Below are 22,036 nucleotides of genomic sequence, written 5' to 3' on the forward strand. Positions count from 1 at the left end.
CTTTACAATGTAGATCGCCAAATATGGCCGCTCCGCCCGAGCCGACCACCTGGAACGTCACCCGGCCAGGGGGGCAGGGCCGCCTCCCCTGGCCGGGTGACGTTCAGCCTGCGCTCGCCGTCCGGTAGGTGAGGACGACGACTCCCGAGCCGAACGTCACGGTGTCCGTGAGCTCCAGGGTCGCCTCGGTGCCCTCACGGAACAGACGCTCCCCCTGGCCGCGGACGACCGGGTAGAGCCAGATCCGGTACTCGTCGAGGAGCCCGTGCTCCATGAGCGTGTCGGTGAGCCGGCCACAGCCCCAGATCAGGATGTTCCCGCCGAGCTGCTCCCGCAGCTTGGCCACCTCGGTGACGAGGTCGTCTCCGTGGATGATCGTCGAGTTGTTCCACTCGGCCTTCTCCAGGGTCGAGGAGACCACGTACTTGGAAATGCCGTTCACCCGGTCGGCGTAGGGGTTGCCGCTCATCGACGGCCAGGCCTGCGCCATGCCGTCGTAGGTGGCCCGCCCCAGCAGGAGGGCCTCGGCGCCGAAGAGCAGGCCGAGGGCGTACTCGCCGCTTCCCGCGTTCGCGTACTGCATGGACCACAGATGGGGGTTGTCGATGAAACCGTCGAGCGTCGCGTAGGTCGAAGCGATGATCTTACCCATTGGCATCTCCGTGATTCCGGCGTTCGGCGAACGCACTGTTGTGTGAAACGCCCCGCTGTTCTCCGCGGCGCGAGGGATTTCCTACGGTCGGGTGCTGCGTGGTTCAGACGGTGTAGGGACGTCTGGCGCGGGCCTCGCGTAGTGCGTGGGCCCACCAGGTCAGCTGGTCCAAAGTGGCCTTGACCGCGGTGTCGCACGGCGCGCCGGCTCTGGGCCAGCTGCCGTCTGCGGCGAACTGCTCCCAGTAGCGGGGCAGCGCGACACCGTCGCGGATGGCCACCGCGTGCAGCTCGGTGAACACCTCACGCAACTGCGCGGCGGCCAGCAGACCGCCGGAGTCGTTGCCGTAGGAGACGAACGCGACGGGCTTGGCCCGCCACTCCGGGTAGAACCAGTCGATGGCACTCTTGAGCGGAGCGGGGAAGCTCCGGTTGTACTCGGGAGTCACCACCACGAACGCGTCGGCATCGGCCAGGCGCGGCGCCAGCGCCGCCACCGGGGCGGGCGGCGCCTCGTCCTCGTCCGTGAGCGTGCCGGGCAGGGCGACCTCGGCCAGATCGATCAGATCGACCTCCAGATCGGCCCGCCTGCGCGCCCGCGCCACGAACCAGGCCGCCACCGTGGGTCCGAACCGGCCGCGACGGGTGCTGCCGACGATGACCGCCACCCTCAACCGGTCGCCCTCGTGCGTCTCCGCCATCTCCGGCCTCCTTCGCCTCCGTGTCCGGCTCGATGTGCTCCACCCTGCCGGGAGGGGCTTACGGTCTTCTTCTCGCGGGCTTACCATCGGCTGTCGTGATCGACGCGAACCCGGCGAGCCGTTCCTCCATGTCGGGTTATCGTGTCGATCATGCGTTTTGGGATACTGGGGCCGCTGGCCGTGTGGACGACGGACGGCCGGGCCGTCACGGTCCCCGGGGTCAAGGTCCGCGCCCTGCTGACCGACCTGCTCCTGCACGAGGGACGTCCGGTGCCCGCCGACCGGCTGATCGACGACCTGTGGGGCGAGGACCCGCCGGCCAATCCCGCAGCCACCCTGCAGGTCAGGGTCTCGCAGCTACGGCGCGCGTTGGAGGACGCCGAACCCGGTGGCCGGGAGCTGATCGCGCACCAACCGGCTGGATATCTGCTGAAGGCCGACACCGACGCCGACGGCTTCCGGTCACTGGTCGCCGAGGCGGGAAGAACCGGCGACCCGCGGACCAGAGCGGCGCTGCTCACCGACGCGCTCGCCCTGTGGCGCGGCCCCGCGCTGGCCGACTTCGCCGACGAACCCTTCACCGGCCCCACCGTCGCGCGACTGCACGAGGAGTTGCTCACCGCCCGCGAAGACCACGCGGAGACCCGCCTCACCCTCGGTGAGCATGCCCGGCTCGCCGCCGAACTGGGCGATCTGCTCACCCGGCATCCCCTGCGAGAACGGCTGCGCGCCGCCCACATGCGTGCCCTCTACCGCTCCGGACGGCAGACGGAGGCGCTCCGCAGCTACGAGGAACTTCGCGACCACCTCGCCGACGAGCTCGGCCTCACCCCCGGCGCCGACCTCGGCGCCCTGCATCGGGCCATCCTCACCCAGGACCCCGCCCTCGACCCGCCGGCGCCACCCACCACCGCCGCCGGACCCGCCACCAATCTGCCCACCCCTCTCACCCCCCTGATCGGCAGAGACCACGCGGCCACCGAGCTCCGCGCCCTGCTGGGCACCAACCGCCTGGTCACCCTCACCGGTCCCGGCGGAGTGGGCAAGACCCGCCTCGCCATCAAAGTCGCCGGACATCTGACCGGCCCCTTTCCCGACGGTGTGTGGCTGGTCGAGTTCGCCTCGCTCGACCGGTCCGGGGCCTCGGACGCGATGTCCCGGATCGCTGAAACGATCATGACAGTGCTGGACATCCGGGCCCCCCTCGCCCCGTCGGAGCCGACGTCATCTCGGGACCGGCTCACCGGCGCCCTGCACTCCCGGCGGCTGCTCCTCGTGCTCGACAACTGCGAGCACCTCGTCGAACCGGTCGCCGAACTCGTCCGGCACCTGCTTGAGGCCATCCCCGCGCTGCGCATCCTCGCCACCAGCCAGGAACCGCTCGCACTGACCGGCGAGGTGATCTGGAGCGTCCCGCCCCTGGACACGCCCCGCCTCACCGAGACCGACCTGGCCGCACTGCGAGAAACCGGTTCCGTGCAGCTGTTCGTCGCCCGGGCGTCCGCCGCCGACCGGGATTTCACCCTTGACGCCGACACCGCCCCGGCGGTCGCGACGCTCTGCCGCCGCCTGGACGGCATCCCGCTGGCCCTGGAACTGGCCGCCACCAGGGTCCGCGCCCTGGGAGTCCACAACCTCGTCGACCGCCTCGACGACCGTTTCCGCCTCCTGGCGGGCGGGCACCGCGGCGCCCCACCCCGCCAGCAGACCCTGCACGCCATGATCGACTGGAGCTGGGATCTCCTTACCCATCCGGAACGCCTCACCCTCCAGCGCCTGGCCGTCCACACCGGCGACTGCGCCCTGCACGCCGCCGAGAACGTCTGCGCCGCCGAGGACCTCGCCTCCGCCGACGTCCCCGACCTCCTGGCACGCCTGGTGGACCGCTCCCTGGTCACCGTCGTGCACACCGCCGACGGCCCCCGCTACCGTCTCCTGGAATCGGTCGCCGCCTACTGCGCCGAACATCTCCGCCGGACGGGTGAGCTCGAACACCTGCGACAACGCCACCGGCACCACTACACCGACCTCGCCGCACAGGCCGCGCCGCACCTGTACGGACACCGACAGCGACGCTGGCTGCACCGCCTGGACACGGAGACCGCCAACATCCGCACCGCGCTCGACACCGCCCTCGCCGAGAAGGACGCGGCCGGCGCGCTACGCCTGGTCAACGCGATGGCCTGGTACTGGTTGCTGCGTGGACGGCTGACCGAAGCCCGGCGATCCCTGGCCTCCGCACTGGCCCTCGCCGACGAGGCGGCCACCCCCGAGATCTCCGCGCTCCGCGCCGGTGCGCTGGCCTGGGAGACCGGGATCGGTTTCCTCCACGGTGACACCGCGGACCGGGAGGAGCGCCGCCGCGCGGTCCTGTCGATGTACGAGAACGCGGACGATCCCGCCGGGCGCGCCAGGGCCGAGTGGTTTCTGGCCCACACCGGCATCGACCTGGGCGACCTGTCGGTCGCGGAGGACCTGCTGGACCGAGCGCTGCCGGCCTTCCGGGCGGCCGGTGACCGGTGGGGGACGGCCGCGGCCCTCGCCACCCGGGCCAAGCTCGCGCACGTACGAGGTGACCTGGCCGCGCTCGGGCGCGATGGCGAACGGAGCGCGAAACTGTTCGGCGAGCTCGGCGACCGCTGGGGCGGGCTGGAGGCCACCGGCTGGCTCGGCGCTCTGGCCGAGATGAGCGGTGATCTTCAGCGAGCCGACCGGTTGCACCGGGACGGCCTGCGCATGGCGGAAGAACTCGGACTCTGGCCCGAGGTCGCCGGGCGGCTGGCCTGGCTCGGCTGGACCGCCCTGCAACGCGGCGACTACGCCCAGGCCAGGGAGACCTGCGAGCGGGCGCTACGGCTGGCGGCCGAACAGGGCCACCGGACCGCGCAGATCTTCGCCACAATGGGGCTCGCCTTCGCGGCCCGCAGAGAGGATCTTCTCGATCTCGCCGAGACCCACCTGCGCGACCTGCTGGACGGCGCCCCCGAGCAGAGCGCGGAGGAGACTCCGCCCCCGTACCTTCCAATGATCATGAGCGAGCTGGGATTCGTCGCCGAGCAGCGTGGCGACGCCGCCGTGGCCCTCACCTCGCATCTGAGGTCCATCGACCTCGCAGCCAGATTCGAGAGCTCCCGGAAGATACCCGGTGCCCTGGAGGGCCTGGCCGGGGCACTGACCCTCGCCGGAGACCACGACGGCGCCGCCCTGCTCCTGGGTGCGGGGTCCGCGGCCCGCGCCTCGAACTCCCCGCCGCCTCCCACGGAACGCGGCGACCTCGACCGGATCACCACGCGGGTGCGTGAGGCGCTGGGCGAGGACCGCTTCACCGCCGGGTTCGAACGCGGCGGCACTCTCACCTCTCAGGAGATCAGCTCCCTGCTGACCCCGCCGCCGGCCACGGCACGACCGAACCCGCGGTAGGACCCGGGCGTGCACGATTTGCACAAGTTCACCGTGCGAAGCGACGCCCCCGAGCCGCCGGAGTCTCATCCGCGATCATCCGCGAAACCCCCGGCCCGCCGCGGGTGTGGGAAGCCACGGCGGACCGTCTCGGTCACATGAAGTAGCGGAGCCAGACGTACGCCCAGGCCATGAGCGTGCTCAGCACCGTCACCACGATTCCGTACTTGGTGAACTGCCAGAAACTGATCGGGTGGCCCGTCCGCGCCGCGATCCCGATCGCGACCACGTTCGCGCTGGCCGCCACCGCCGTACCGTTGCCGCCGAAGTCGGCCCCCAGCGCGAACGCCCACCACAGCGCCTGTCCGGTCGCCGCGTCGGGAGCCTGCGCCACGATCCCCTCGACGATCGGTGCCATCGTCGCGACGTACGGGATGTTGTCGAAGAACGCTCCCAGCACGCTGGAACCGAACAGCAACGACGTCGCCGCGAGGAAGTAGTCGTCACCGACCGCCTCGATCGCCCACGTGCCCACCGTCGCGATCACACCGGTCTCGACCAGACCCGCGACCATCACGAACAGTCCCACGAAGAACACCAGCGTCGGCCACTCGACTTCCGACAGCACCTCGGAGACCGAGACCCGCGACAGCAGGAGCATCACCCCCGCTCCCACGAGCGCCACGATGGACGGCTCGATGTGCAGCACCGCGTGCAGCCCGAACCCCACCGCCACCGCGGCGAGCACCGCCAGGCAGCGTACGAGCAGCTTGGGATCGGTGATCGCCCGCCGCTCCTGCAGTGCCATCACCGCTGCGACGTGCTCGGGGTTGTACTGGAAGGACCCTCTGAACAGCACCTTGGTCAGCAGCACGAAGGCGACGAAGATGACGACCACGACGGGCGCCATGTGCACCAGGAAGTCGTTGAACGTCAGCCCCGCCCTGCTGCCGATGATGATGTTGGGCGGGTCTCCGATGAGGGTCGCCGCACCACCGATGTTGGAGGCCAGCACCTCCGCGATCAGGTACGGCTGGGCCGGAATCCGCAGCCGGTCGCACACGACCACCGTGACCGGCGCCACCAGCATGATCGTGGTGACGTTGTCGAGGAAGGGCGAGGCGATGGCGGTGATCACCATCAGCATGACCATGAGCCGGTAGGGATCGCCTTTGGAACGTTTCGCCGCCCAGATGGCCAGGTAGTCGAAGATCCCTGTCTGCTTGATGATCCCTACGATGATCATCATCCCGAGTAGCAGGAAGATGACGTTCCAGTCGATGCCCTCGTGCTCGGAAAAGAACACCTCGGAGCCCGGTATCAGCCCCAGAACCGCCATCGCGCCCGCGGCGACAAGGACCACCTTGACCTTGTTCGCCTTTTCGGTGGCGATGAAGAAGAACGCGACGAGGAAGATCCCAAGGGCGAGCAGCGCGCTCAAGACTCACCGAGGCCGAAGACGGCCAGGCTGGTGAGGAGCCGCTCCAGGGTGATCGCCCCGGCCAGCGAGCCGTCACGTTCCACCACTGCCACAATCGGGCTGCGTATCCTGGCCATCAGCGCGGCCACCTCAAGCAGGTTCGCGTCCACCGGGACGGTCACCGGCCTGGCGTGCTCGCGTGGCAGGCAGTCACCGACCGTGCGATTGCCCAGATCCTGCCAGAACTGGTCCGCGTAGGCCTCGTCGATGGTCCTGGCCAGCGCGGGATCCTCCTGGTAGGAGCCGGGCACGGCCAGCCTCAGCACCTGGGTGCCCGGAAGTACCAGCTTGGGCCGCGAGCGGTCGTCCACGATGATGAGCCCGGGCAGGCGGCCGATCACCATGACCCGTACGGCCTTTGCGACGGAGTCACTCGTGGTGACCGTCGGAAGGCTCACCGCGATGTCGCGCGCTTGCATGGCACCTTCCTGTCGGGTGAGATGGCGCACCGCGGGCGGCGTGCTCACGGTGTGCCTCCTGCGATCTCGGCCATCCGCTGTTCGAGAATGGCCAGCCTGTCGTCCACTGACCGGCTGTGCAGGACCTGGGCGATCTGGTCGGCCTCGTCCTGCGCCAGGTGGATGGCCTGCGAGGGCTCATCACCCCCGCCGTATACCAAGATCCGCCGGGATCCGTTCCTGCCCACCATGACCGCCAGGTTCTGGCCGTCTCGGGTGGCGAAGTGGAACAGGACCCCTTCACCGGGCACGGTCGTACGTGCGATGTTCATATCGGTGGTCACTCCCTTCCACTCGAAGCCGCGGTCACGAGGCAAGTCGTTCCGCCCAGCGGATCAGGTCCTCCTGGAGTCGCACCTCGACACGGGTGAGTGCCACGAGCGTCACCTCGACGCCCCAGTGGCAGGCCCCGTCATAGGCGTCGCCGGCCAGATCGACACACCGGGACAGCCGCGACAGATCACGCTCCCCGACGTACCGGCGGATCTCGGCTTCGGCTGCGGCCAGCATGGCGGCGCCCGGCGAACCCGGATAGGAGGCGCACGCCGCGGGATCGGTGAGCAGAGCCTGGGCGACCGCGTTGACGGTTATCGTGACACCGTCACGGGTGGCGGCTTCCAACCAGAGGACGCCGACATCGTTGGTACTCATCGCCTCTCCTGCCTGTTGGTATCCGCCGCCCCTCCATCCCATCGGTGTCCCGGCTCTGTCACCATCGGGGCCAGCACCCATCTGATCAGGGGTGGAACGTGTAGAAGCGGCACGAGAAGATGGGGGACGCCCCCCATGGACAAGCCGTTCGACGGCCGGGAGGCTGGTGAGATGAGCGAGCGCCCCCAAAAGGTGGCAGGAGCGCGCAGCCCGGCGCGCATCCTGTTCAAACGCCTGTTCGTGATCAACGGACTGGTCTTCACGGTCGGTACGCTGGTGCTCGCCCTCTCCCCCGCCACCGTGTCCTCGCCGGTGCTGCTGACCGAGATCCCGGTGCTGACGGTCGGCCTGGCGCTGATACTGGCCGCCAACGCGCTGCTGCTGCGCACCAGCCTGGCCCCGCTCGAGGCGCTCACGACCCTGATGCAGCGGGTGAACCTGCTGCATCCGCTGGACCGGCTGCCCAGCGACGGCAACGGCGATCTGACCCACCTGATCGACACGTTCAACGCGATGCTGGACCGGTTGGAGGCCGAGCACAACGCCAGCAGCGCCCATGCCCTGGCCGCGCAGGAGGGCGAGCGACGGCGCATCGCCCGCGAGCTGCACGACGAGATCGGCCAGAGCCTCACCGTGGTCCTGCTGAGCCTCAAACACGCCGCCGACCGCGCACCCGACGATCTACGCGAGGAGCTGCGCGGGGTGCAGGAGAGCGTCCGCGCGAGCCTGGACGAGGTGGGGCAGGTCGCCCGCCGCCTGCGCCCCGGCGTACTGGAGGATCTCGGCCTGCAGAGCGCCCTCAACGCGCTGAGCAGCGACTTCTCCCAGAGCAGCGGCGTTCCCGTGACCCGCAGGGTCGATCCAGAGCTGCCCTCGCTGAGCGAGGACGTCGAACTGGTCATCTACCGCATCGCCCAGGAGGGCCTGACCAACGCGGCCAGGCACGCCTGTGCCTCCCGGGTCGAGCTGTCCCTGACCACGGGGCCCGGCGGCCTGGAGTTGCGCATCACCGACAACGGCCGCGGTGGCGTGCGTCAGGACGGGGCGGGGATCCGCGGGATGCGCGAGCGCGCCATGCTCATCGGCGCCCGCCTGACCATGACCTCTCCTCAGGGCGGCGGCACCGACGTCCGGCTCACCGTGCCGGCCGAGAACAAGCAAGGAAGCCGATGAACCCCACCAGGATCCTGCTGGCCGACGACCATGCCCTGGTCCGCCGCGGGCTGCGGCTGATTCTGGACGCCGAGCCCGACCTCACCGTGGTGGCCGAGGCGGCCAACGGCGCCGAGGCGGTGGAGGCGGCCGTACCTGAGGCGATCGACCTGGCGATCCTCGACATCGCGATGCCGCGGATGACCGGCCTGCAGGCGGCCCGCGAGATCTCGCGGCGCGCGCCCGGCATCCGGCTGCTGATCCTGTCGATGTACGACAACGAGCAGTACTTCTTCGAGGCGCTCAAGGCGGGGGCCTCGGGGTACGTGCTGAAGTCGGTGGCCGATCGCGACCTGCTGGAGGCGTGCAGGGCGGCGATGCGCGGCGAGCCGTTCCTGTACCCGGGCGCCGTCACCGCCCTGATCCGGCACTACCTGCAGCGCGACAGGCTGGGAGAGGCGATTCCGGAGAGCATCCTGACCCCGCGCGAGGAGGAGATCGTCAAGCTGATCGCCGAGGGCAACTCGGCCAAGCAGATCGCCGAGACCCTGTTCATCAGCGCGAAGACAGTCGATCGGCATCGGGCCAACATCCTGCAGAAACTCGGCATGCGCGACCGGCTCGACCTCACCAGGTACGCCATCCGCGCGGGTCTGATCGAGCCCTGAGGGCATCGGTGGACCTGGCCGTCCCACCGCTCCTTCGCGGCCTTCGGATCAGCCCGGCCCGCTTTCTTCCAGTACGTCGGTGACCGGCCGCCGCACGCTCTCGCTCTCGTCGGAGGTGAAGCCCATGCGTATGATCATCTGGGGGTGCTCGCCCGACAGCAGTTCCTGCCGCAGGAACTCCCGCAGGTGGAACATCTCCAGCGCCTGGGTGTGGAAGGCCGCGCTGACGTCGTAGGCGGAGGCGTGCAGCAGGACCCGCTGCAACGCCTGGCCCGCCGCGATCCAGTCCTCGCGGGAGTCCGCCGGCGTGGTCAGCACCGCCACGATTCCGGTGGAGGTGGAGCGGAACTGGTCGGCGTCGTCGCCCCAGGGGTGACCGTGGGCATAGTCGCGCTGGGCGAAGTGCGGATGGGTCCGTCTGGGTTCGCGCGGATAGGCCCGCGCCGGAACGCCGTCCTTGCGGGGGCTTCCCGGCGGCTGGGCCCAGCGGATCATCTCCAGGGTGAACAGCCGGTCCTGGGACTGCACGTCCTCGGCGGCGCAGGTGAGCGCGGCGAGCACTCGGACGGCGGCCTCGGACCTGACCGGCGTCAACCGTGCTCCCTCGGCGTTCGCCTGGCAGGCGAACGCCTCGATGAGACGGTCCGCCACGGGCACCTCGGTGAATCCGGCGCGGTGGGTGCGGCGGCGTTCGATCTCGGCGTGCAGCAGCCGGGTGTGCTCGTCCGGGGCGACGGCCGCCCCCATCCGTACCGTCGCCAGCAGGGCGGGACGGTCGGGGTCGGGCAGCACGCGCACCTGCGGTTCGCAGCCGAGCACGCGCAGCGCGAGCCGTACGTTCATCAGGGCGGCACCGCAGCTGATCAGCATTTCCCGGCCCTCGGGATCGCCGAGCCGTAGTTTCCGCTCGCTGTCGGCCCGCAGCGCGATCTCCTCACCGTCGACGGTGAAGGACCACGGTTGAGTGTTGTGCACCGATGGTGCCCACACGGCGGCCTGTATCGCCGTGTGGATCGCCGAGGTGATCTCCTCGGTGGTACGCGCGATCATGACTCAGCCTCCGTCACGGGTAAAGGGATCGTCAGCCCCGTGGGACCTGGGCAGGACGGGGACCAGGCGGAACATCCCCGTCATCAGCTCCGGCGGCTCCTCCTCCTCGGTGATCAGGCCGGCCACGGCCCGCAGCACGTCGGTGACGGTCACCATACCCACCAGCCTGTTGGACTCCCCCAGAACAGGAATCGCGTCGACACCGGCGCCGATCATGGCCACCGCCGCGTCGCCCAGGCGCGCGTCGAGGGTGGTGTGCGGGCAGCGGTGCTCGGCCAGCAACGAGTGGACCTGGGCGCGCGACTGCTCGACCGGGCCGCCTGACCAGCGGGCGGCGAGATCCTCCTGGGTGAGAACACCGCGTAGGCAGCCGTTCCGGTCGACGACCGGCAGGTGATGGACACTCGCGCGACGCATGATCTCCCAGGCCATGAGCGGGGACTCGTCGGGTTCGACGACGACCAGCGTCCGGCTCATCACCCGTGCCACCCTGAGGCTCTGCACGTCCATCACGCCTCACCCCGGGTATGGCGTGTCGTCGGACCCGGCGCGGCGTCGTCGGCCCACGAGGAAGGTGAGCCTTCCGTGCCCGCCACCAGCTGCGCTGTCATCTTCTCCCCCTCCACCCTCTCCCCTCCATCAGACCGGCTCCCCGTGTTCTCCGCAGTGGCCGAAAGACCCGCTCGCCGGGGACTTCCGGCCCCCATCTTCCTACCCGGCCCGGGGTGGAATACCGGCCGAGGGGAACATCCCCTGCGAGGGCGATTCGCCCCGAGGCGGCCCGCCGCCCTGCCGGGTACTGTTTTCCTCTCGGAAGAGGAGAGGGGCGGTGGCCGAAAAACCCACGAAGCCCTTGCACGGTCAGCTTGACGATGCCAGATCTTTGCTCGTTCTGTTCTAGTGGGAGATTTTGATGACCGAACATATGGCAACCCCGGGCGACCTGGGCCGCCGACTGGCCAGGCGACGTGAGGAGGTGCAGCTGAGCCGCGAGCAACTGGCCGACCGGGCCGGCATCGACCCCGGATATCTCGGCTACCTGGAGGAGACCGCCGCCTCCCCCACCCTCGACACCGTGCGCAAACTGGCCAACGCCCTGGACACCGGCATCGAGGAGCTCCTCGGCGCGACGATGAACCTGCCTTCCGGGCACGGCCGCCCCGCCCCCCACGCCCACCTGGAGAAGCTGCAGCCCGACGAGTGCCTGCGGCTGATCGCCCCCGGCGGTGTCGGCAGGGTCGCCTTCGAGGAGCCCGCGGGACTGACGATCCTGCCGGTCAACTACGTACTGCACGACAACTCGGTGATCGTCCGCACCGCGGTCGGCGGTCCCCTCGACAGCAACCTGCGCACCGGTGTCCGGGGGGTCGAGTTCAAGATCTCATTCGAGATCGACCGGATCGACGACGCCGCCCGTGAAGGATGGAGCGTGCTCATCCGAGGTGGCGCCCACCATGTCTCCGCCGACGAGCAGGCCGAGGCCGCCGCCTCGGGAGTCGAGCCCTGGGCGGGCGGCGACCGCGAGCTCTACCTCAGGATCATCCCCAGCGAGATCACCGGACGGCGCATCCGGCACACTCCGTGACAGCCGGCAGGACATTCGCCCGCCGCCGAGTCGGCGGGCGGTACCTCCGTTCCACCGGCGCCGCCTGACAGCGGCCCGGGAACCCAGGCCGCCTGGTGATCGTTTGCTCTTCGGTCACGTTCAACGGACAGGCAGGAGAGGAAGCTGTGATCTTCAAACGGATGCTGGGAGCCTTCGGTGTCGGGGCCCCGTCGGTGGACACCGTCCTGTCCACCCCGCGCGTGCAACCCGGCGGGCTGCTGCGCGGAGAGGTAAGGATCAAGGGCGGGGACTTCGACGCCGATATCGAGTACATCACGCTTGGCCTGGTCACCCGGGTGGAATCTGAGCACGGCGAGGGTGAGCAGATCGGCCTGATGGAACTTCACCGTACGCAGGTCTCTGGACCGTTCCGGCTGCGCAGCGGAGAGGACAGGACCGTCCCCTTCCAGTTCCCCGTCCCCTGGGAGGCACCGATCACCGAGATCGCCGGGCAGCACCTGCACGGCATGGGCATGGGGGTGCGCACCGAGCTGGCGATCGCCGCGGCGGTCGACAAGGGCGACCTGGATCCGGTCGAGATCGAGCCGCTGGCCTCCCAGGAGGCGTTCCTGCGGGCGTTCTCCCAGCTCGGCTTCCACTTCAAGAGCGCCGACCTGGAGCATGGCCACATCTACGGGGTGAGCCAGCAGCTGCCGTTCTACCAGGAGATCGAGTTCTATCCGCCGCCCGCCTACTCCGGGCAGATCAACGAGGTCGAGCTGACCTTCATCGCCAACCCCGGCGGGCTGGACATCGTCCTGGAGGCCGACAAGCGTGCCGGCGGCCACGGCGGGGACGCCTTCGGCCGCTGGCAGACCGGCCACCAGGAGGCGCCGCACCGCGACTGGGTCTCGGAGATCAACAGCTGGCTGACCACGCTGTCCCAGTACTCCCACGGTGGCGGCCACTACGGCGGTCACGACCCGTACGCCCACGGCGGCGGCCACCACGACGGCCACCATGGGGGGCACGGCGGTCCGGGTATGGGAGCGGTGGTGGCCGCCGGCGCGGCCGGCCTGGTCGGCGGCTACGTGGCCGCCGAGTTGGTCGAGGAGATCTTCGAAGACGAGGAAGAGGAGGAGTGACCGGGCGGGGCCCGGCACGGTGAGCCCGGGCGGGGCAGGACGGTGACGGCCCGCCCCGCGACCTCGCGGGGCGGGCCGTCGTCATCCGCTCAGTCCGCCAGGTCCACGGTGTCGCGCAGCCTGATCGGCTTGAGGAAGAGCACGGCGACGACACCCACCGCGGCGATCGCGGCGGAGATCAGGAAGATGTGCCCGGTGGCGTCGCCGTACGCCGCGCGCACGACGGTCCTCGCGGCTTCGGGCATCGCCTCAAGGTTGAGGGTGCTGCCCCCGGAGCCGGACGGCCGGATGCCCGCCTTCGCGAAGCCCTCGGCGATACCGGTGGCCACCCGGCTGGCCAGCACCGCGCCCAGCACCGAGACCCCGATGGTGCCGCCCAGCGAGCGGAAGAAGGTGATCGCGCCGCTGGCGGCACCCAGTTCCCGCAGCGGGACGACGTTCTGGATGACCAGTACCAGGTTCTGCATGGACATGCCGACGCCGATGCCGACCAGCAGCATCGCGGCCGAGATGAGCAGCAGCGAGGTCTCGTGGTCGATGAGGGACAGGCCGAGGAATCCGATGGTGAGCACCACGGAACCCGCCACGATGTACGGCTTGACCTTGCCGCTCTTGGACACGAGCCGCCCGGAGATCGTGGAGGAGAGCAGCACGCCGAACATCATCGGGATGGTCAGCAGCCCGGCCTGGGTGGGGCTGTAGCCACGACCGATCTGGAAGTACTGCCCCAGGAAGACCGCTCCGCCGAACATCGCCATACCCACTGCGAGGCTGGCCACGATGGCCAGGGCGGGGGTGCGCCTGCGGACGATGTGGATCGGCACGACCGGCTCACCGACCCGTGACTCCACCCAGGTGGCGACGGCCAGGATCAGAACCCCGCCGCCGGCCATGGCCGCGGTCTGCCAGGAGATCCAGTCGAAGGAGTTGCCGACGAAGGTGATCCAGATGAGCAGGACGCTGACGCCCGCGGCGATCAGCGTGGCGCCCACGTAGTCGATCTTGACATTCGGGCGGCGGACCGAGACCACCTTGAGCGTCTTGTGCAGCAGGACGAAGGCGATCGCGGTGAACGGCACGGCGATGAAGAAGCACCAGCGCCAGCCCAGCCACGAGGTGTCGGCGATCAGGCCACCGAGGAGCGGGCCGCCCACGGTGGCCACGGCCATCACCCCGCCCAGATAGCCGTTGTAGCGTCCTCGCTCCTTGGGGCTGATCATCGCGGCGATGATGACCTGGACCAGGACCTGCAGGGCCCCCATGCCCAGGCCCTGGATGGCGCGAAAGGCGATGAGCTGGCCGGCGTTCTGTGCGAACCCGCAGGCCAGCGAGCTGAGCATGAAGATGACGATGGAGATCTGGAGGAGCAGTTTCTTGCTGAACAGGTCTGCCAGCCGGCCCCAGATCGGGGTGGAGGCGGTCGCGGCGAGCAGTGACGCGGTGATCACCCAGGTGTACTGGGACTGGGTCCCGTCGAGCGCGCCGATGATCTGTGGCAGCGCCACCGACACGATCGTGCCGCTGATCATCGCGACGAACAGCACCAGAAGCAGGCCGCTGAGCGCTTCGAGAATCTGCCGATGAGTCATCGGCTCCGTGCTTTGCGGCATGACCGCTTGGGTGCTCACACAACCTCCATGTACGGGTAACTGGAACGGGCCATGACACCATACATGCCCATTGAGAAAGTTTGCCCACTGGGCATATATGGAGTCAGGCGTTAGGCTGTCCGTGTTATGCAGATCACAATGGGGTTGCGCGAGCGCAAGAAGGCCGAGACGCGGCAGGCGGTTCACGAGGCCGCGCTACGGCTGGCCGTGGAGCACGGCCTGGACCACGTCACCGTCGAGGCCATCGCCGATGCCGCCAACATCTCGCGGCGAACCTTCTCCAACTACTTCGCCGGCAAGGAGGACGCCCTCCTCTACGGCGACGAGCAGCGCGTCCGCCTGCTGCTTGAGCGGGTCCGCACCCGCCCCGCCGAGGAATCGGCCTGGCGGGCGCTGCGCGGAGCGGTACACGATCGCTACTGCGGAGGAAGCGGGCCGGAGAGGGAGTGGGTGGTCCGCGCCAGACTCGCCAAGAGGCACCCCTCGCTCCTGGCCAGGCAGCTGGCCAACCACGCCAACCTCGAACGCGAGCTCGCCCAGGTCATCGCGGAGCGCGGCGGCGAATCCACGATCGGTACCCGAGCCCAGGTGATGGCGGCCGCCTTCCTGGTCGCGCTGCGCATCGGCACGCACATGTGGACCGACGAGCACGAGACCCGGCCCCTGTGCGAGGTCCTGGACGACGTCCTGGACGAGATGGCCCAGCCCTTCGACCGGAAGTGAAGCGCACCGCTCCCGAAGACCCGGCCGTCGACGGGGCCACCCGTACGGAGTTCCCCGGCTCTTCGCGCGGCCGGCTCACCCGAAGATCGTCTGTGCGAGGGTGAGACCGGCGAACACCGCTCCCAGGCCGGCGACGATCGAGGCGACGACGTTGGCGACGGCGAAGAACACCGCACCGGTCTCGGCCAGCCTCAGCGTCTCGTAGGAGAACGTCGAGTACGTGGTCAGCGCCCCGCAGAAGCCGATGCCCAGCAGCGACCACATGCCGGTGCCCACCGCCCCGGACAGCGCGGCCCCGGCCAGGACACCCAGGATCAGCGAGCCGACCACGTTGACCGTGAAGGTGCCCCAGGGGAAGACCGTGTCGTGGCGTGCCTGCACGGCCCGGTCGGTCAGATAGCGCAACGGCGCGCCGACCGCGCCACCGATCAGCACCGGCAGCCAGTTCACTTCGCCCGCCCGCCGCGGGGGCGAACGACCTCGACCTCGTCCAGAACGGCCAGGCTCTCGGTGAGCAGGTCGTCCAGCCGGGGCAGGAAACCGCGGATCCGCTCCTCGGTATCGATGATCACGATGATCACCGGCAGGTCGTCGGTCATCGACAGCAACCGGGTGGTGTGCACGACCGAGGTGGCTCCGAAACCCTCCACCCCGTGGAAGACCGATGCCCCGGCCAGCCCGGCGGCATGGGCGCGGTGCACGATCTCGCTGTACAGAGGGCGGTGGTGCCAGGTGTCGGTGTCGTCGACGAAGATCGTCAACCGCAGCGCCCGTCCAGGCGAGATCATCGCGCCCTCCTCGCTGTCGGCACCAGGAGCCGGCGGGTGGTCCACGCGCCGGTGACCACCGCGGCCAGGGCCGCCAGGACCGTCGCCGCCAGGTAACCGAGCGCCAGGCCGGTCCTGCCGCCGGAGACCAGGCGCTCGATGTCCAGGCAGTAGGTGGAGAAGGTGGTGAACCCGCCCAGCACTCCGGTGGCGAGGAACGGCCGCACCCAGGCCGGTGCCGTCCACACCTCGGTCAGCGCCACCAGCAGGGCCCCGATCAGCAGGCAGCCCGCCGCGTTGACGCAGAACGTGGTCCACGGGAAGGAGCCGGCCGCGGTCGGCCACAGCAGGGCGGCGCCGTAACGGCCGCCCGTGCCGATCGCGCCACCGGCGGCGATCACCGCCAGGACACCGTGGTGCGAGCGACGCGGCCCGGAGGGGGCGACGCCGGGGTCGGCGGGCTCGGTCACTGTCTCGACCCTCGTCCGTTTCGAGCGCATGCCTCTCCCTACGCGTGGTGGACGCCCGGCATGACCGCGGACACGACCTGTCGCGAGTAGGGACCGTTGGCGGCAGCGGGGTGCCACGCCTCGGGGACGGGCGGGCCGCACCGGCACGGACTATCGGCCCTGCCCAGCCTAGCGCGATCATGTCCCGATCACCGTCACCGCCGCTCAAAACACCGCGCGGCAGAACCGCCGGCCGCCGAAGGTATCCGATAACAGGATTGAAGCCCCATAGGCCACAATAATCGCCGGAGGTGGTGATGGTGATGCGGCGCGGGGTCGCGGCGATCCTGATCTCGGCGGCGGCGTTCGGGCTCATGCCCGTCTTCGCCTCCTTCGCGTACCACGCGGGGATGTCGGTGACGACGCTCCTCATGCTGCGGTTCGCGATCGCGTCGGCGCTGTTCCTGGGATGGCTGGGAGCGCGCGGCAGGCTCGGCCGGCTGACCGGACGGCAGTGGGCGACCCTCGCGCTGCTGGGCGGCGGCATGTACGCGGCCCAGTCGCTGCTGTACTTCACCGCGGTCCAGCGCATCTCGCCGGCCCTCGCCGTACTGCTGCTGTACCTGTATCCGGCGCTCGTGTCCGTCCTGTCGGCGGTGGTGGAGCGCACTCGCATGAGCTGGACCGTCGCCGGGCCGATCCTGGTGTCACTGGCCGGGCTGACCCTGGTGGTGGGCCGCCTGGACAGCGGCCTCGACGTTCCCGGCCTGCTCGCGGCGGCCGGGGCCGCCGTGGCCTACGCCCTGTACATCATCGTGGGCAGCCGGGTCTCCGCCTCGCTGTCCCCCTCGGTCACCACGGCCTACCTGTCGATGTTCGCCACCGGCTCGTTCGCGCTGCTCGGGCTGGTATCGGGCGGGCTGGATCTCGGCTTCGCGCCGGCGGGCTGGGTCTGGGTGACGGCGGTGGCGCTCGTGTCGACGGTGCTCGCGATCGCCCTGTTCTTCGTCGGGGCCACGGCGCTCGGCCCGGTACGCGCCTCGATTCTCAGCATGCTGGAGCCCGTCGTGACGGTGCTCGCCACCTGGCTGCTGCTGGGCGGGACCCTGACCTGGCAGCAGTTCGCGGGGGGCGCGGTGGTGCTGGCCGGCGCCCTCTGGGGCATCCTGGCGAGCTCGGCCCGCGGCACCTCCCCGGCCGCGGAGGAGACCGTCGCGGAGGCATCCTCCTAGTGTGCCGCGCCAGAAATCCGCTGTAGATATCGGGCGAGTGAATCGAGGATCTCTTCGGCGCCGCCACTTGCCCACCGCGCTGACATGGACCCGCAACTCGGCGGTCACCTCGACATTCGACCGGCCCTCCGCGCACGCAAGCGCGATCTTCGACCGCCGCGCCCGGCGCACCGGCGGCTCCCGCTCCCACCCCGTCAGCTTGACCTAGGCCGTGGACCGTCCGGTCCTTGCCACCCAGGCATTCCAAATTTCTAAGCCGAATTTCTGGCGCAGCACACTAGTGGTTGTCGGCGGTGGCGAAGTCGGGTAGCTCGGTGGACAGCAGCTCGTCGGCGGCGCCGTCGAGGAGCTGGGCCATCTCCGTGGAGCGGGGAAGCATGGTCTTCTCGTAGGCGTGGACGGCTTCGTCGATGGTGTCGTGGTGGGCGATGGCGAGGGCGAGTTCGCATGCGTCCAGCATGGCGAGGTTGACGCCGACGCCGAGCGGGGGCATGAGGTGGGCGGCGTCGCCGAGCAGGGTCACCGTGGGACTGTGCTCCCAGGCGTGTGGGACGGGCAGGGCGAAGATCGGACGGTCGACGTAGGGGCCGTCGTTGTCGGTGATCAGCCGGCGCAGGCGGGGCGACCAGTCGCGGTAGCGCTCCATGAGGAGGGCGCGGATGCCGTCGGTGGCCTGAGGGGTGAGACCGCTGGCGGTGATCCAGTCGGCCGGGACGCGCTGGATGATGTAGACGCGGATGTGGTCGCCGTTGTTGCGCTGGGCGAACAGGCCACGGTCGCCGTCGGCTGCGGCGGCGCCGCCCTGGCCGACGAGCTCGGCGATGTCGGGGTGCTGGGTCGCGACATCGTGGAACCAGGCTTCCAGGAAGCTCACGCCGCTGTAGCGGGGAGTGGCCTGGGAGACGGCGCGGCGGACCTTGGACCAGGCGCCGTCGGCGCCGACGACGAGGTCGGCTTCGATGGTGGCGCCGCCCGTGAAGTGCAGCTGTCGGGGGCCTTCGGCGGGGCCGCTGACGGCCTGCAGGGCGTGGCCCCAGCGCACGGTGCCGGGCTGAAGCGAGTCGAGCAGCAGGTCGCGCAGCTGGCCGCGGTCGATTTCCGGTTTGAACCGCTCGCCCTGCTCGGGGACGTGGTGGAAGAGGATCGTGCCGGCCGGGTCCATCTGGCGCATCTCCTGGCCCTCGGGCCGGGCCAGTTGGAAGAACTCCTCCAGGAGGCCGGCTTCGCGTAGAGCGATCTGGCCGTTGTCGGCGTGCAGGTCGAGGGTGCCGCCCTGGTCGCGGGCGACGGGGCCGGCGTCGCGGTCGTAGACGGCGGCGGTGATGCCGTGCTGCTGGAGGATGCGAGCGCAGATCAGGCCGCCGGGGCCGGCTCCGATGATGGCGATGCGGGGTGTCGGAGTGGTGTTCATGATGGTGCTCCGTTCGTTCCGTGCGGCAGTGCTGTGACTGCCGCGCTGAAGGGGTGCCCGGGTCAGGGGGATGGCGGGGCCTCGCCGAGAAAAAGGGCGGCCGGGCGGTGCCTCGGAACCGCCGCTCCAAGAAAACACACCAACTCAATAAGTGCAACAACTTAATTTTTGAAGTTGGTCAATAAATGAGGTAGGGTGCCGGTATGCCCAGCCCCACGACCGACACTGCGACAGGCCCCTCTCCCGCGCCGGTGGGGCGCCGCGAGCGCAAGAAGGCCGCCACCCGCCAGGCCATCGCCGACGCCGCGCTGCGCCTGTTCCTGGAGCGCGGCTACGACGAGGTCGGCATTCGTGAGATCGCGGACGCCGCCGACGTGTCCACCACCACGCTGTTCAAGCACTTCCCGGTCAAGGAAGCCCTCGTCTTCGACGAGGACTCCGGCCAGGAGACCCGCCTGCTCGCCGCCGTCCGGGAGCGGCCCAAGGGCCAGTCCATCCCCGCCGCGCTGCGCGAACACGCCCTGACCACCCGGCTGGCCGCCGCCGACAGCGACGCCGGCTTCACCGCCTTCACCAACCTGGTGGCCAGTACCCCCGCGCTGCGCGACTACGCCCAGAACATGTGGCTGCGCCACACTGCCGCACTCGCTCAGGCCATCGCCGAGGAGAGCGGCCTCGCCGCGGGCGACCCCATCTGCGCCGCCCTGGCCCACTTTGCCCTCGAAGCCCCCCGAGCGGCCTACGCCCACGACAACCCCCGCAAGGCCATCACCCGGGCCTTCGACCTCCTGGAACACGGCTGGAGCGCGCTCACCTAGATCAAGGCGTGAGCAAGCGTGGCGCGCGTCCGGGCGGCCCTCACCGCACCGGGCCACCTGGAAGATCACTGAAGATCTTGCGTTCTGGCCTCACGTCTGAGGGCGCGGGGTGAATGGGCTGGGGAGCTGGTTGGGCCGGATGTGTGGGTCACCTGCCGAGAACTGCTCCCGGCCGGGAGCATGTTCGCGTTCATGGCCGAGCACCGCGAGGCGTTGTTTCCGGCAGAGATGTTCGCCGACATGTACTCCTCGACGAACGGGCGGCCGAGTATGCCGCCGCAGATACTCGCCGCGACGGTCGTCCTGCAGAGCCTGCACGGGCTGTCGGACTTCGAGACGCTCCAGAAGCTGCACTGCGACCTGCGGCGGTGTCTGGACCGTGGCGGCCTCCCCGCTCCGGTCTCCGAGCCGCTGGAAGATCAGCAAAGAGCGCTGGAAAGGATCCGCATGAGACTCAACGGGGTACTCACGGCGGGGTTCGCCCTGCTACTCGGTCTGGCCGGCGGCGCCGTCACGGCACCGGCGACCGGTGCCGTGACGGCGCCGGTCGCCGGTCGCCGGTGCGACGGCACCGGGGGACCCGGTGCCGGCCAACAGCGCGGCGGACCCCGCGCCGAGTAACGAGATGAGCATCCTGGCGACCAACTTCCAGCTGCCCTTCCCCTGCGGACACGCCTGGACGGGCAACTCCAGCGCCGGCAGCGCGCACCAGTCATGGGAGATCGACTTCAACCGGGGCAGTAGCGCCGACGCCGACCTGGGCGACACCGTGGTCGCCGCGGCGGGCACGGTCTCCGTCTCCGCCCACCGGGGATCGACCAACGGCTTCGGAAACCGGGTCAAGATCGACCACGGCAGTGGCTGGTCCACCTACTACGCGCACCTGAACTCGCGCTCGGTGAGCGCGGGCGCCGCTGTCTCCCAGGGCCAGAAGATCGCCAGATCAGATCCTGGCGTTCCGACGCAGGATGTCGATGGCCCGGACCGTGATGTGGCCCCGCCAGTCGAGGGAGCCCGCGGGCGAGATCCTGGCGTAGTCGACGGTCCAGCCGCCGTCGTCCTGTTGCAGACCGGCCAGGCGGTCGAGGTCGGCGGAGATCACTTCGGGGGCGAACAACTCCCGCGCCGGCCCGCCGGGGTAGGGGGCGAAGTCGAGCGGATGCAGCGTCTCCTCCTCGGTACCGCCCTCGACGCGCAGCCGGCCGTCGGCGGGAAGGTACTTGCCGAGGCGACGCAGGAGGTCGGCCGCCTCGGGCAGGCGACCGTGCACGACGTCCAGGAACCGCACCGCGAAGGCCAGTACGTACGCGGAGGGCGCCGCCTCGATCGCCTCGATCTCGGTCAGGCAGTATCCGGTGGCCCGCTCCAGCCAGGAATGGGCGGCCACGGCGGAGTCATGGACGGCGACGCGGTGCGCGACGGCTGCGGACACCGCGGTGATCTGCAACGACGACACCGAGGAGTCGGCATGCCGCCACCAGGGGGCGCAACCGGCGGTGCCGGTCAGCGGCAACACGAACGGCAGGCCTCCGTCGGGCAGGGACACCGACTCCAGCCAGTCGCACAGCGCCACGGCCTGCGGCGCGGCGGCAGGGGTGATGTCCTCGAACACCTCGAAGGCGTGCGCCGCGGCCCCGGTCTGGCTCTCGCTGGAGCGCAGGTCGGGCTCCAGACCCCAGCCGTAGCCGCCGTCGGGGTTGCGATAGCCGTCCAGGGCGGCCAGTGCGGCGGCGGGGCCCGCCTGGCCCATCAGCACCTCAAAACGGCGGCGGTCCAAGACACGCGCGTGCGTGGCCATGAAAGCGCCCGCCGCGGCAAGATCGACGTTCATCCGACTTCTCCCGGTGTGCGAATGGCGGTGAAACGGGAGAACGGGCCTGTGCGGGTCGGCCCCCGGTTCCCGCCATGAGTGGCGAATCAGGCATTCATCCTGCTCCGGCCGCCGGGCCGGCGTCTTGCAGGAATCGGCCATCGGGGCGACACGTGGGCGGGGTCCGCTCACCTGCTGTTCCGGCTCAACATAATGTGTTTGCACCGCTCTCCGGCTCGGATAGTGTTGCCGTCTCCAGCAATGGACCTATCGAGGAGGTGAGACCCATTACCGCTGTGTCAGGTCGGGTGCTCT

The 22,036-nt window shown here is 69.9% G+C and carries 23 protein-coding genes and 1 pseudogene; 10 read left to right on the plus strand and 14 right to left on the minus strand.

Features of this window, described 5'->3' with window-relative positions; translation table 11 throughout:
• Positions 1-103 precede the first annotated feature (103 nt).
• Positions 104-652: a dihydrofolate reductase family protein gene (locus IG98_RS0120575; RefSeq protein ID WP_030914280.1), complete on the minus strand. Its 549-nt coding sequence runs from the start codon at positions 650-652 to the stop codon at positions 104-106.
• A 103-nt stretch (positions 653-755) separates the two neighbouring features.
• Complete coding sequence (locus tag IG98_RS0120580; RefSeq protein WP_030914282.1) at positions 756-1,352, minus strand: NADPH-dependent FMN reductase; 597 nt, start codon at positions 1,350-1,352, stop codon at positions 756-758.
• Between the two features lie 150 nt (positions 1,353-1,502).
• On the opposite strand from IG98_RS0120580, the gene IG98_RS0120585 reads away from it, so the two are divergent.
• Positions 1,503-4,772 (plus strand): AfsR/SARP family transcriptional regulator, encoded by a 3,270-nt coding sequence (locus tag IG98_RS0120585; RefSeq protein ID WP_051752557.1) that lies wholly within the window; start codon positions 1,503-1,505, stop codon positions 4,770-4,772.
• 133 nt (positions 4,773-4,905) lie between these two features.
• Here the strand turns inward: IG98_RS0120585 and IG98_RS0120590 are convergent, their stop codons facing one another.
• Genes IG98_RS0120590 through IG98_RS0120605 form a run of 4 tightly spaced genes read right to left on the minus strand, consistent with a single transcriptional unit; the run spans position 4,906 to position 7,340 of the window.
• Positions 4,906-6,192 (minus strand): ArsB/NhaD family transporter, encoded by a 1,287-nt coding sequence (locus tag IG98_RS0120590; protein ID WP_030914288.1) that lies wholly within the window; start codon positions 6,190-6,192, stop codon positions 4,906-4,908.
• Positions 6,189-6,650, minus strand: coding sequence for a CBS domain-containing protein (locus IG98_RS0120595; RefSeq protein WP_030914291.1), 462 nt, complete (start codon positions 6,648-6,650; stop codon positions 6,189-6,191). The genes IG98_RS0120590 and IG98_RS0120595 overlap by 4 nt, the downstream gene beginning before the upstream one ends.
• Before the next feature lie 44 nt (positions 6,651-6,694).
• Positions 6,695-6,961 (minus strand): cation:proton antiporter regulatory subunit, encoded by a 267-nt coding sequence (locus tag IG98_RS0120600; RefSeq protein WP_030914293.1) that lies wholly within the window; start codon positions 6,959-6,961, stop codon positions 6,695-6,697.
• Positions 6,962-6,995: 34 nt separating this feature from the next.
• Positions 6,996-7,340, minus strand: a complete 345-nt coding sequence (locus tag IG98_RS0120605; RefSeq protein WP_030914295.1) for an SPFH domain-containing protein — start codon at positions 7,338-7,340, stop codon at positions 6,996-6,998.
• Between the two features lie 135 nt (positions 7,341-7,475).
• On the opposite strand from IG98_RS0120605, the gene IG98_RS0120610 reads away from it, so the two are divergent.
• Together IG98_RS0120610 and IG98_RS0120615 are read left to right on the plus strand one after the other, a co-directional pair.
• Complete coding sequence (locus IG98_RS0120610) at positions 7,476-8,513, plus strand: HAMP domain-containing sensor histidine kinase (protein WP_342666831.1); 1,038 nt, start codon at positions 7,476-7,478, stop codon at positions 8,511-8,513.
• The gene (locus IG98_RS0120615) at positions 8,510-9,160 is read left to right on the plus strand and encodes a response regulator (protein ID WP_030914300.1); all 651 of its coding nucleotides are present in this window, start codon (positions 8,510-8,512) and stop codon (positions 9,158-9,160) included. Before IG98_RS0120610 ends, IG98_RS0120615 begins: the two co-directional genes overlap by 4 nt.
• A gap of 48 nt (positions 9,161-9,208) precedes the next feature.
• Here IG98_RS0120615 and IG98_RS0120620 read toward each other — a convergent pair whose 3' ends face one another.
• Together IG98_RS0120620 and IG98_RS0120625 are read right to left on the minus strand one after the other, a co-directional pair.
• Entirely contained in the window at positions 9,209-10,210 is a 1,002-nt protein-coding gene (locus IG98_RS0120620) for an Acg family FMN-binding oxidoreductase (protein ID WP_030914303.1), read from the minus strand.
• Between the two features lie 3 nt (positions 10,211-10,213).
• Positions 10,214-10,720 carry a CBS domain-containing protein gene (locus IG98_RS0120625; RefSeq protein WP_051752529.1) on the minus strand — a complete coding sequence of 169 codons (507 nt, stop codon included), beginning with the start codon at positions 10,718-10,720 and terminating at the stop codon, positions 10,214-10,216.
• 403 nt (positions 10,721-11,123) lie between these two features.
• Between IG98_RS0120625 and IG98_RS0120630 the strand changes: the two genes are divergently transcribed.
• Together IG98_RS0120630 and IG98_RS0120635 are read left to right on the plus strand one after the other, a co-directional pair.
• Positions 11,124-11,795 carry a pyridoxamine 5'-phosphate oxidase family protein gene (locus tag IG98_RS0120630; RefSeq protein ID WP_030914310.1) on the plus strand — a complete coding sequence of 224 codons (672 nt, stop codon included), beginning with the start codon at positions 11,124-11,126 and terminating at the stop codon, positions 11,793-11,795.
• 146 nt (positions 11,796-11,941) lie between these two features.
• Complete coding sequence (locus tag IG98_RS0120635; RefSeq protein WP_030914312.1) at positions 11,942-12,901, plus strand: sporulation protein; 960 nt, start codon at positions 11,942-11,944, stop codon at positions 12,899-12,901.
• 89 nt (positions 12,902-12,990) lie between these two features.
• Here the strand turns inward: IG98_RS0120635 and IG98_RS0120640 are convergent, their stop codons facing one another.
• Positions 12,991-14,490, minus strand: coding sequence for an MDR family MFS transporter (locus IG98_RS0120640; protein WP_051752530.1), 1,500 nt, complete (start codon positions 14,488-14,490; stop codon positions 12,991-12,993).
• A gap of 147 nt (positions 14,491-14,637) precedes the next feature.
• On the opposite strand from IG98_RS0120640, the gene IG98_RS0120645 reads away from it, so the two are divergent.
• Positions 14,638-15,234: a TetR/AcrR family transcriptional regulator gene (locus IG98_RS0120645; RefSeq protein WP_030914317.1), complete on the plus strand. Its 597-nt coding sequence runs from the start codon at positions 14,638-14,640 to the stop codon at positions 15,232-15,234.
• Positions 15,235-15,309: 75 nt separating this feature from the next.
• On the opposite strand, the gene crcB is transcribed toward IG98_RS0120645, so the two are convergent.
• From crcB to IG98_RS0120660, 3 genes are read right to left on the minus strand one after another with little or no spacing between them, the layout of a single operon-like run.
• Positions 15,310-15,684: a fluoride efflux transporter CrcB gene (crcB, locus tag IG98_RS0120650; protein ID WP_030914318.1), complete on the minus strand. Its 375-nt coding sequence runs from the start codon at positions 15,682-15,684 to the stop codon at positions 15,310-15,312.
• The gene (locus tag IG98_RS0120655; RefSeq protein ID WP_030914323.1) at positions 15,681-16,022 is read right to left on the minus strand and encodes a DUF190 domain-containing protein; all 342 of its coding nucleotides are present in this window, start codon (positions 16,020-16,022) and stop codon (positions 15,681-15,683) included. The genes crcB and IG98_RS0120655 overlap by 4 nt, the downstream gene beginning before the upstream one ends.
• Entirely contained in the window at positions 16,019-16,501 is a 483-nt protein-coding gene (locus IG98_RS0120660) for a FluC/FEX family fluoride channel (RefSeq protein ID WP_030914325.1), read from the minus strand. The genes IG98_RS0120655 and IG98_RS0120660 overlap by 4 nt, the downstream gene beginning before the upstream one ends.
• 266 nt (positions 16,502-16,767) lie before the next feature.
• Here IG98_RS0120660 and IG98_RS0120665 point away from each other — a divergent pair, with 266 nt between their 5' ends.
• Positions 16,768-17,682, plus strand: coding sequence for a DMT family transporter (locus IG98_RS0120665; RefSeq protein WP_157594430.1), 915 nt, complete (start codon positions 16,768-16,770; stop codon positions 17,680-17,682).
• 277 nt (positions 17,683-17,959) lie between these two features.
• On the opposite strand, the gene IG98_RS0120675 is transcribed toward IG98_RS0120665, so the two are convergent.
• Positions 17,960-19,093 (minus strand): FAD-dependent oxidoreductase, encoded by a 1,134-nt coding sequence (locus tag IG98_RS0120675; RefSeq protein WP_030914333.1) that lies wholly within the window; start codon positions 19,091-19,093, stop codon positions 17,960-17,962.
• A gap of 203 nt (positions 19,094-19,296) precedes the next feature.
• Between IG98_RS0120675 and IG98_RS0120680 the strand changes: the two genes are divergently transcribed.
• The 3 genes and pseudogenes from IG98_RS0120680 to IG98_RS53415 all read left to right on the plus strand — a co-directional run.
• On the plus strand, positions 19,297-19,911 hold the full coding sequence (locus IG98_RS0120680) for a TetR/AcrR family transcriptional regulator (protein WP_030914336.1): 615 nt from the start codon (positions 19,297-19,299) through the stop codon (positions 19,909-19,911).
• Positions 19,912-20,052: 141 nt separating this feature from the next.
• Positions 20,053-20,532 carry a transposase gene (locus tag IG98_RS53410; protein ID WP_030914339.1) on the plus strand — a complete coding sequence of 160 codons (480 nt, stop codon included), beginning with the start codon at positions 20,053-20,055 and terminating at the stop codon, positions 20,530-20,532.
• A 4-nt stretch (positions 20,533-20,536) separates the two neighbouring features.
• Positions 20,537-20,797, plus strand: a pseudogene (locus IG98_RS53415) (M23 family metallopeptidase); the annotation flags it as partial.
• Positions 20,798-20,854: 57 nt separating this feature from the next.
• Here the strand turns inward: IG98_RS53415 and IG98_RS0120690 are convergent.
• On the minus strand, positions 20,855-21,742 hold the full coding sequence (locus IG98_RS0120690; RefSeq protein ID WP_030914342.1) for a hypothetical protein: 888 nt from the start codon (positions 21,740-21,742) through the stop codon (positions 20,855-20,857).
• Positions 21,743-22,036 lie beyond the last annotated feature (294 nt).

This window comes from Streptosporangium amethystogenes (assembly GCF_000721075.1).
GTDB lineage: Bacteria > Actinomycetota > Actinomycetes > Streptosporangiales > Streptosporangiaceae > Streptosporangium > Streptosporangium amethystogenes.

Excerpts from the sequence above, each read along its gene's own strand:
- IG98_RS0120660 (WP_030914325.1), bottom strand. The coding sequence starts at position 16,501 with ATGCGCTCGAAACGGACGAGGGTCGAGACAGTGACCGAGCCCGCCGAC.
- IG98_RS0120600 (WP_030914293.1), bottom strand. The coding sequence starts at position 6,961 with ATGAACATCGCACGTACGACCGTGCCCGGTGAAGGGGTCCTGTTCCAC.
- IG98_RS0120645 (WP_030914317.1), top strand. The coding sequence starts at position 14,638 with ATGCAGATCACAATGGGGTTGCGCGAGCGCAAGAAGGCCGAGACGCGG.
- IG98_RS0120675 (WP_030914333.1), bottom strand. The coding sequence starts at position 19,093 with ATGAACACCACTCCGACACCCCGCATCGCCATCATCGGAGCCGGCCCC.
- IG98_RS0120580 (WP_030914282.1), bottom strand. The coding sequence starts at position 1,352 with ATGGCGGAGACGCACGAGGGCGACCGGTTGAGGGTGGCGGTCATCGTC.
- IG98_RS0120665 (WP_157594430.1), top strand. The coding sequence starts at position 16,768 with ATGGTGATGCGGCGCGGGGTCGCGGCGATCCTGATCTCGGCGGCGGCG.
- IG98_RS0120655 (WP_030914323.1), bottom strand. The coding sequence starts at position 16,022 with ATGATCTCGCCTGGACGGGCGCTGCGGTTGACGATCTTCGTCGACGAC.
- IG98_RS0120690 (WP_030914342.1), bottom strand. The coding sequence starts at position 21,742 with ATGAACGTCGATCTTGCCGCGGCGGGCGCTTTCATGGCCACGCACGCG.
- IG98_RS0120615 (WP_030914300.1), top strand. The coding sequence starts at position 8,510 with ATGAACCCCACCAGGATCCTGCTGGCCGACGACCATGCCCTGGTCCGC.
- IG98_RS0120625 (WP_051752529.1), bottom strand. The coding sequence starts at position 10,720 with ATGGACGTGCAGAGCCTCAGGGTGGCACGGGTGATGAGCCGGACGCTG.
- IG98_RS0120585 (WP_051752557.1), top strand. The coding sequence starts at position 1,503 with ATGCGTTTTGGGATACTGGGGCCGCTGGCCGTGTGGACGACGGACGGC.
- IG98_RS0120620 (WP_030914303.1), bottom strand. The coding sequence starts at position 10,210 with ATGATCGCGCGTACCACCGAGGAGATCACCTCGGCGATCCACACGGCG.
- IG98_RS0120630 (WP_030914310.1), top strand. The coding sequence starts at position 11,124 with ATGACCGAACATATGGCAACCCCGGGCGACCTGGGCCGCCGACTGGCC.
- IG98_RS0120640 (WP_051752530.1), bottom strand. The coding sequence starts at position 14,490 with ATGACTCATCGGCAGATTCTCGAAGCGCTCAGCGGCCTGCTTCTGGTG.
- IG98_RS0120595 (WP_030914291.1), bottom strand. The coding sequence starts at position 6,650 with ATGCAAGCGCGCGACATCGCGGTGAGCCTTCCGACGGTCACCACGAGT.
- IG98_RS0120575 (WP_030914280.1), bottom strand. The coding sequence starts at position 652 with ATGGGTAAGATCATCGCTTCGACCTACGCGACGCTCGACGGTTTCATC.
- IG98_RS0120605 (WP_030914295.1), bottom strand. The coding sequence starts at position 7,340 with ATGAGTACCAACGATGTCGGCGTCCTCTGGTTGGAAGCCGCCACCCGT.
- IG98_RS0120680 (WP_030914336.1), top strand. The coding sequence starts at position 19,297 with ATGCCCAGCCCCACGACCGACACTGCGACAGGCCCCTCTCCCGCGCCG.
- IG98_RS0120610 (WP_342666831.1), top strand. The coding sequence starts at position 7,476 with ATGGACAAGCCGTTCGACGGCCGGGAGGCTGGTGAGATGAGCGAGCGC.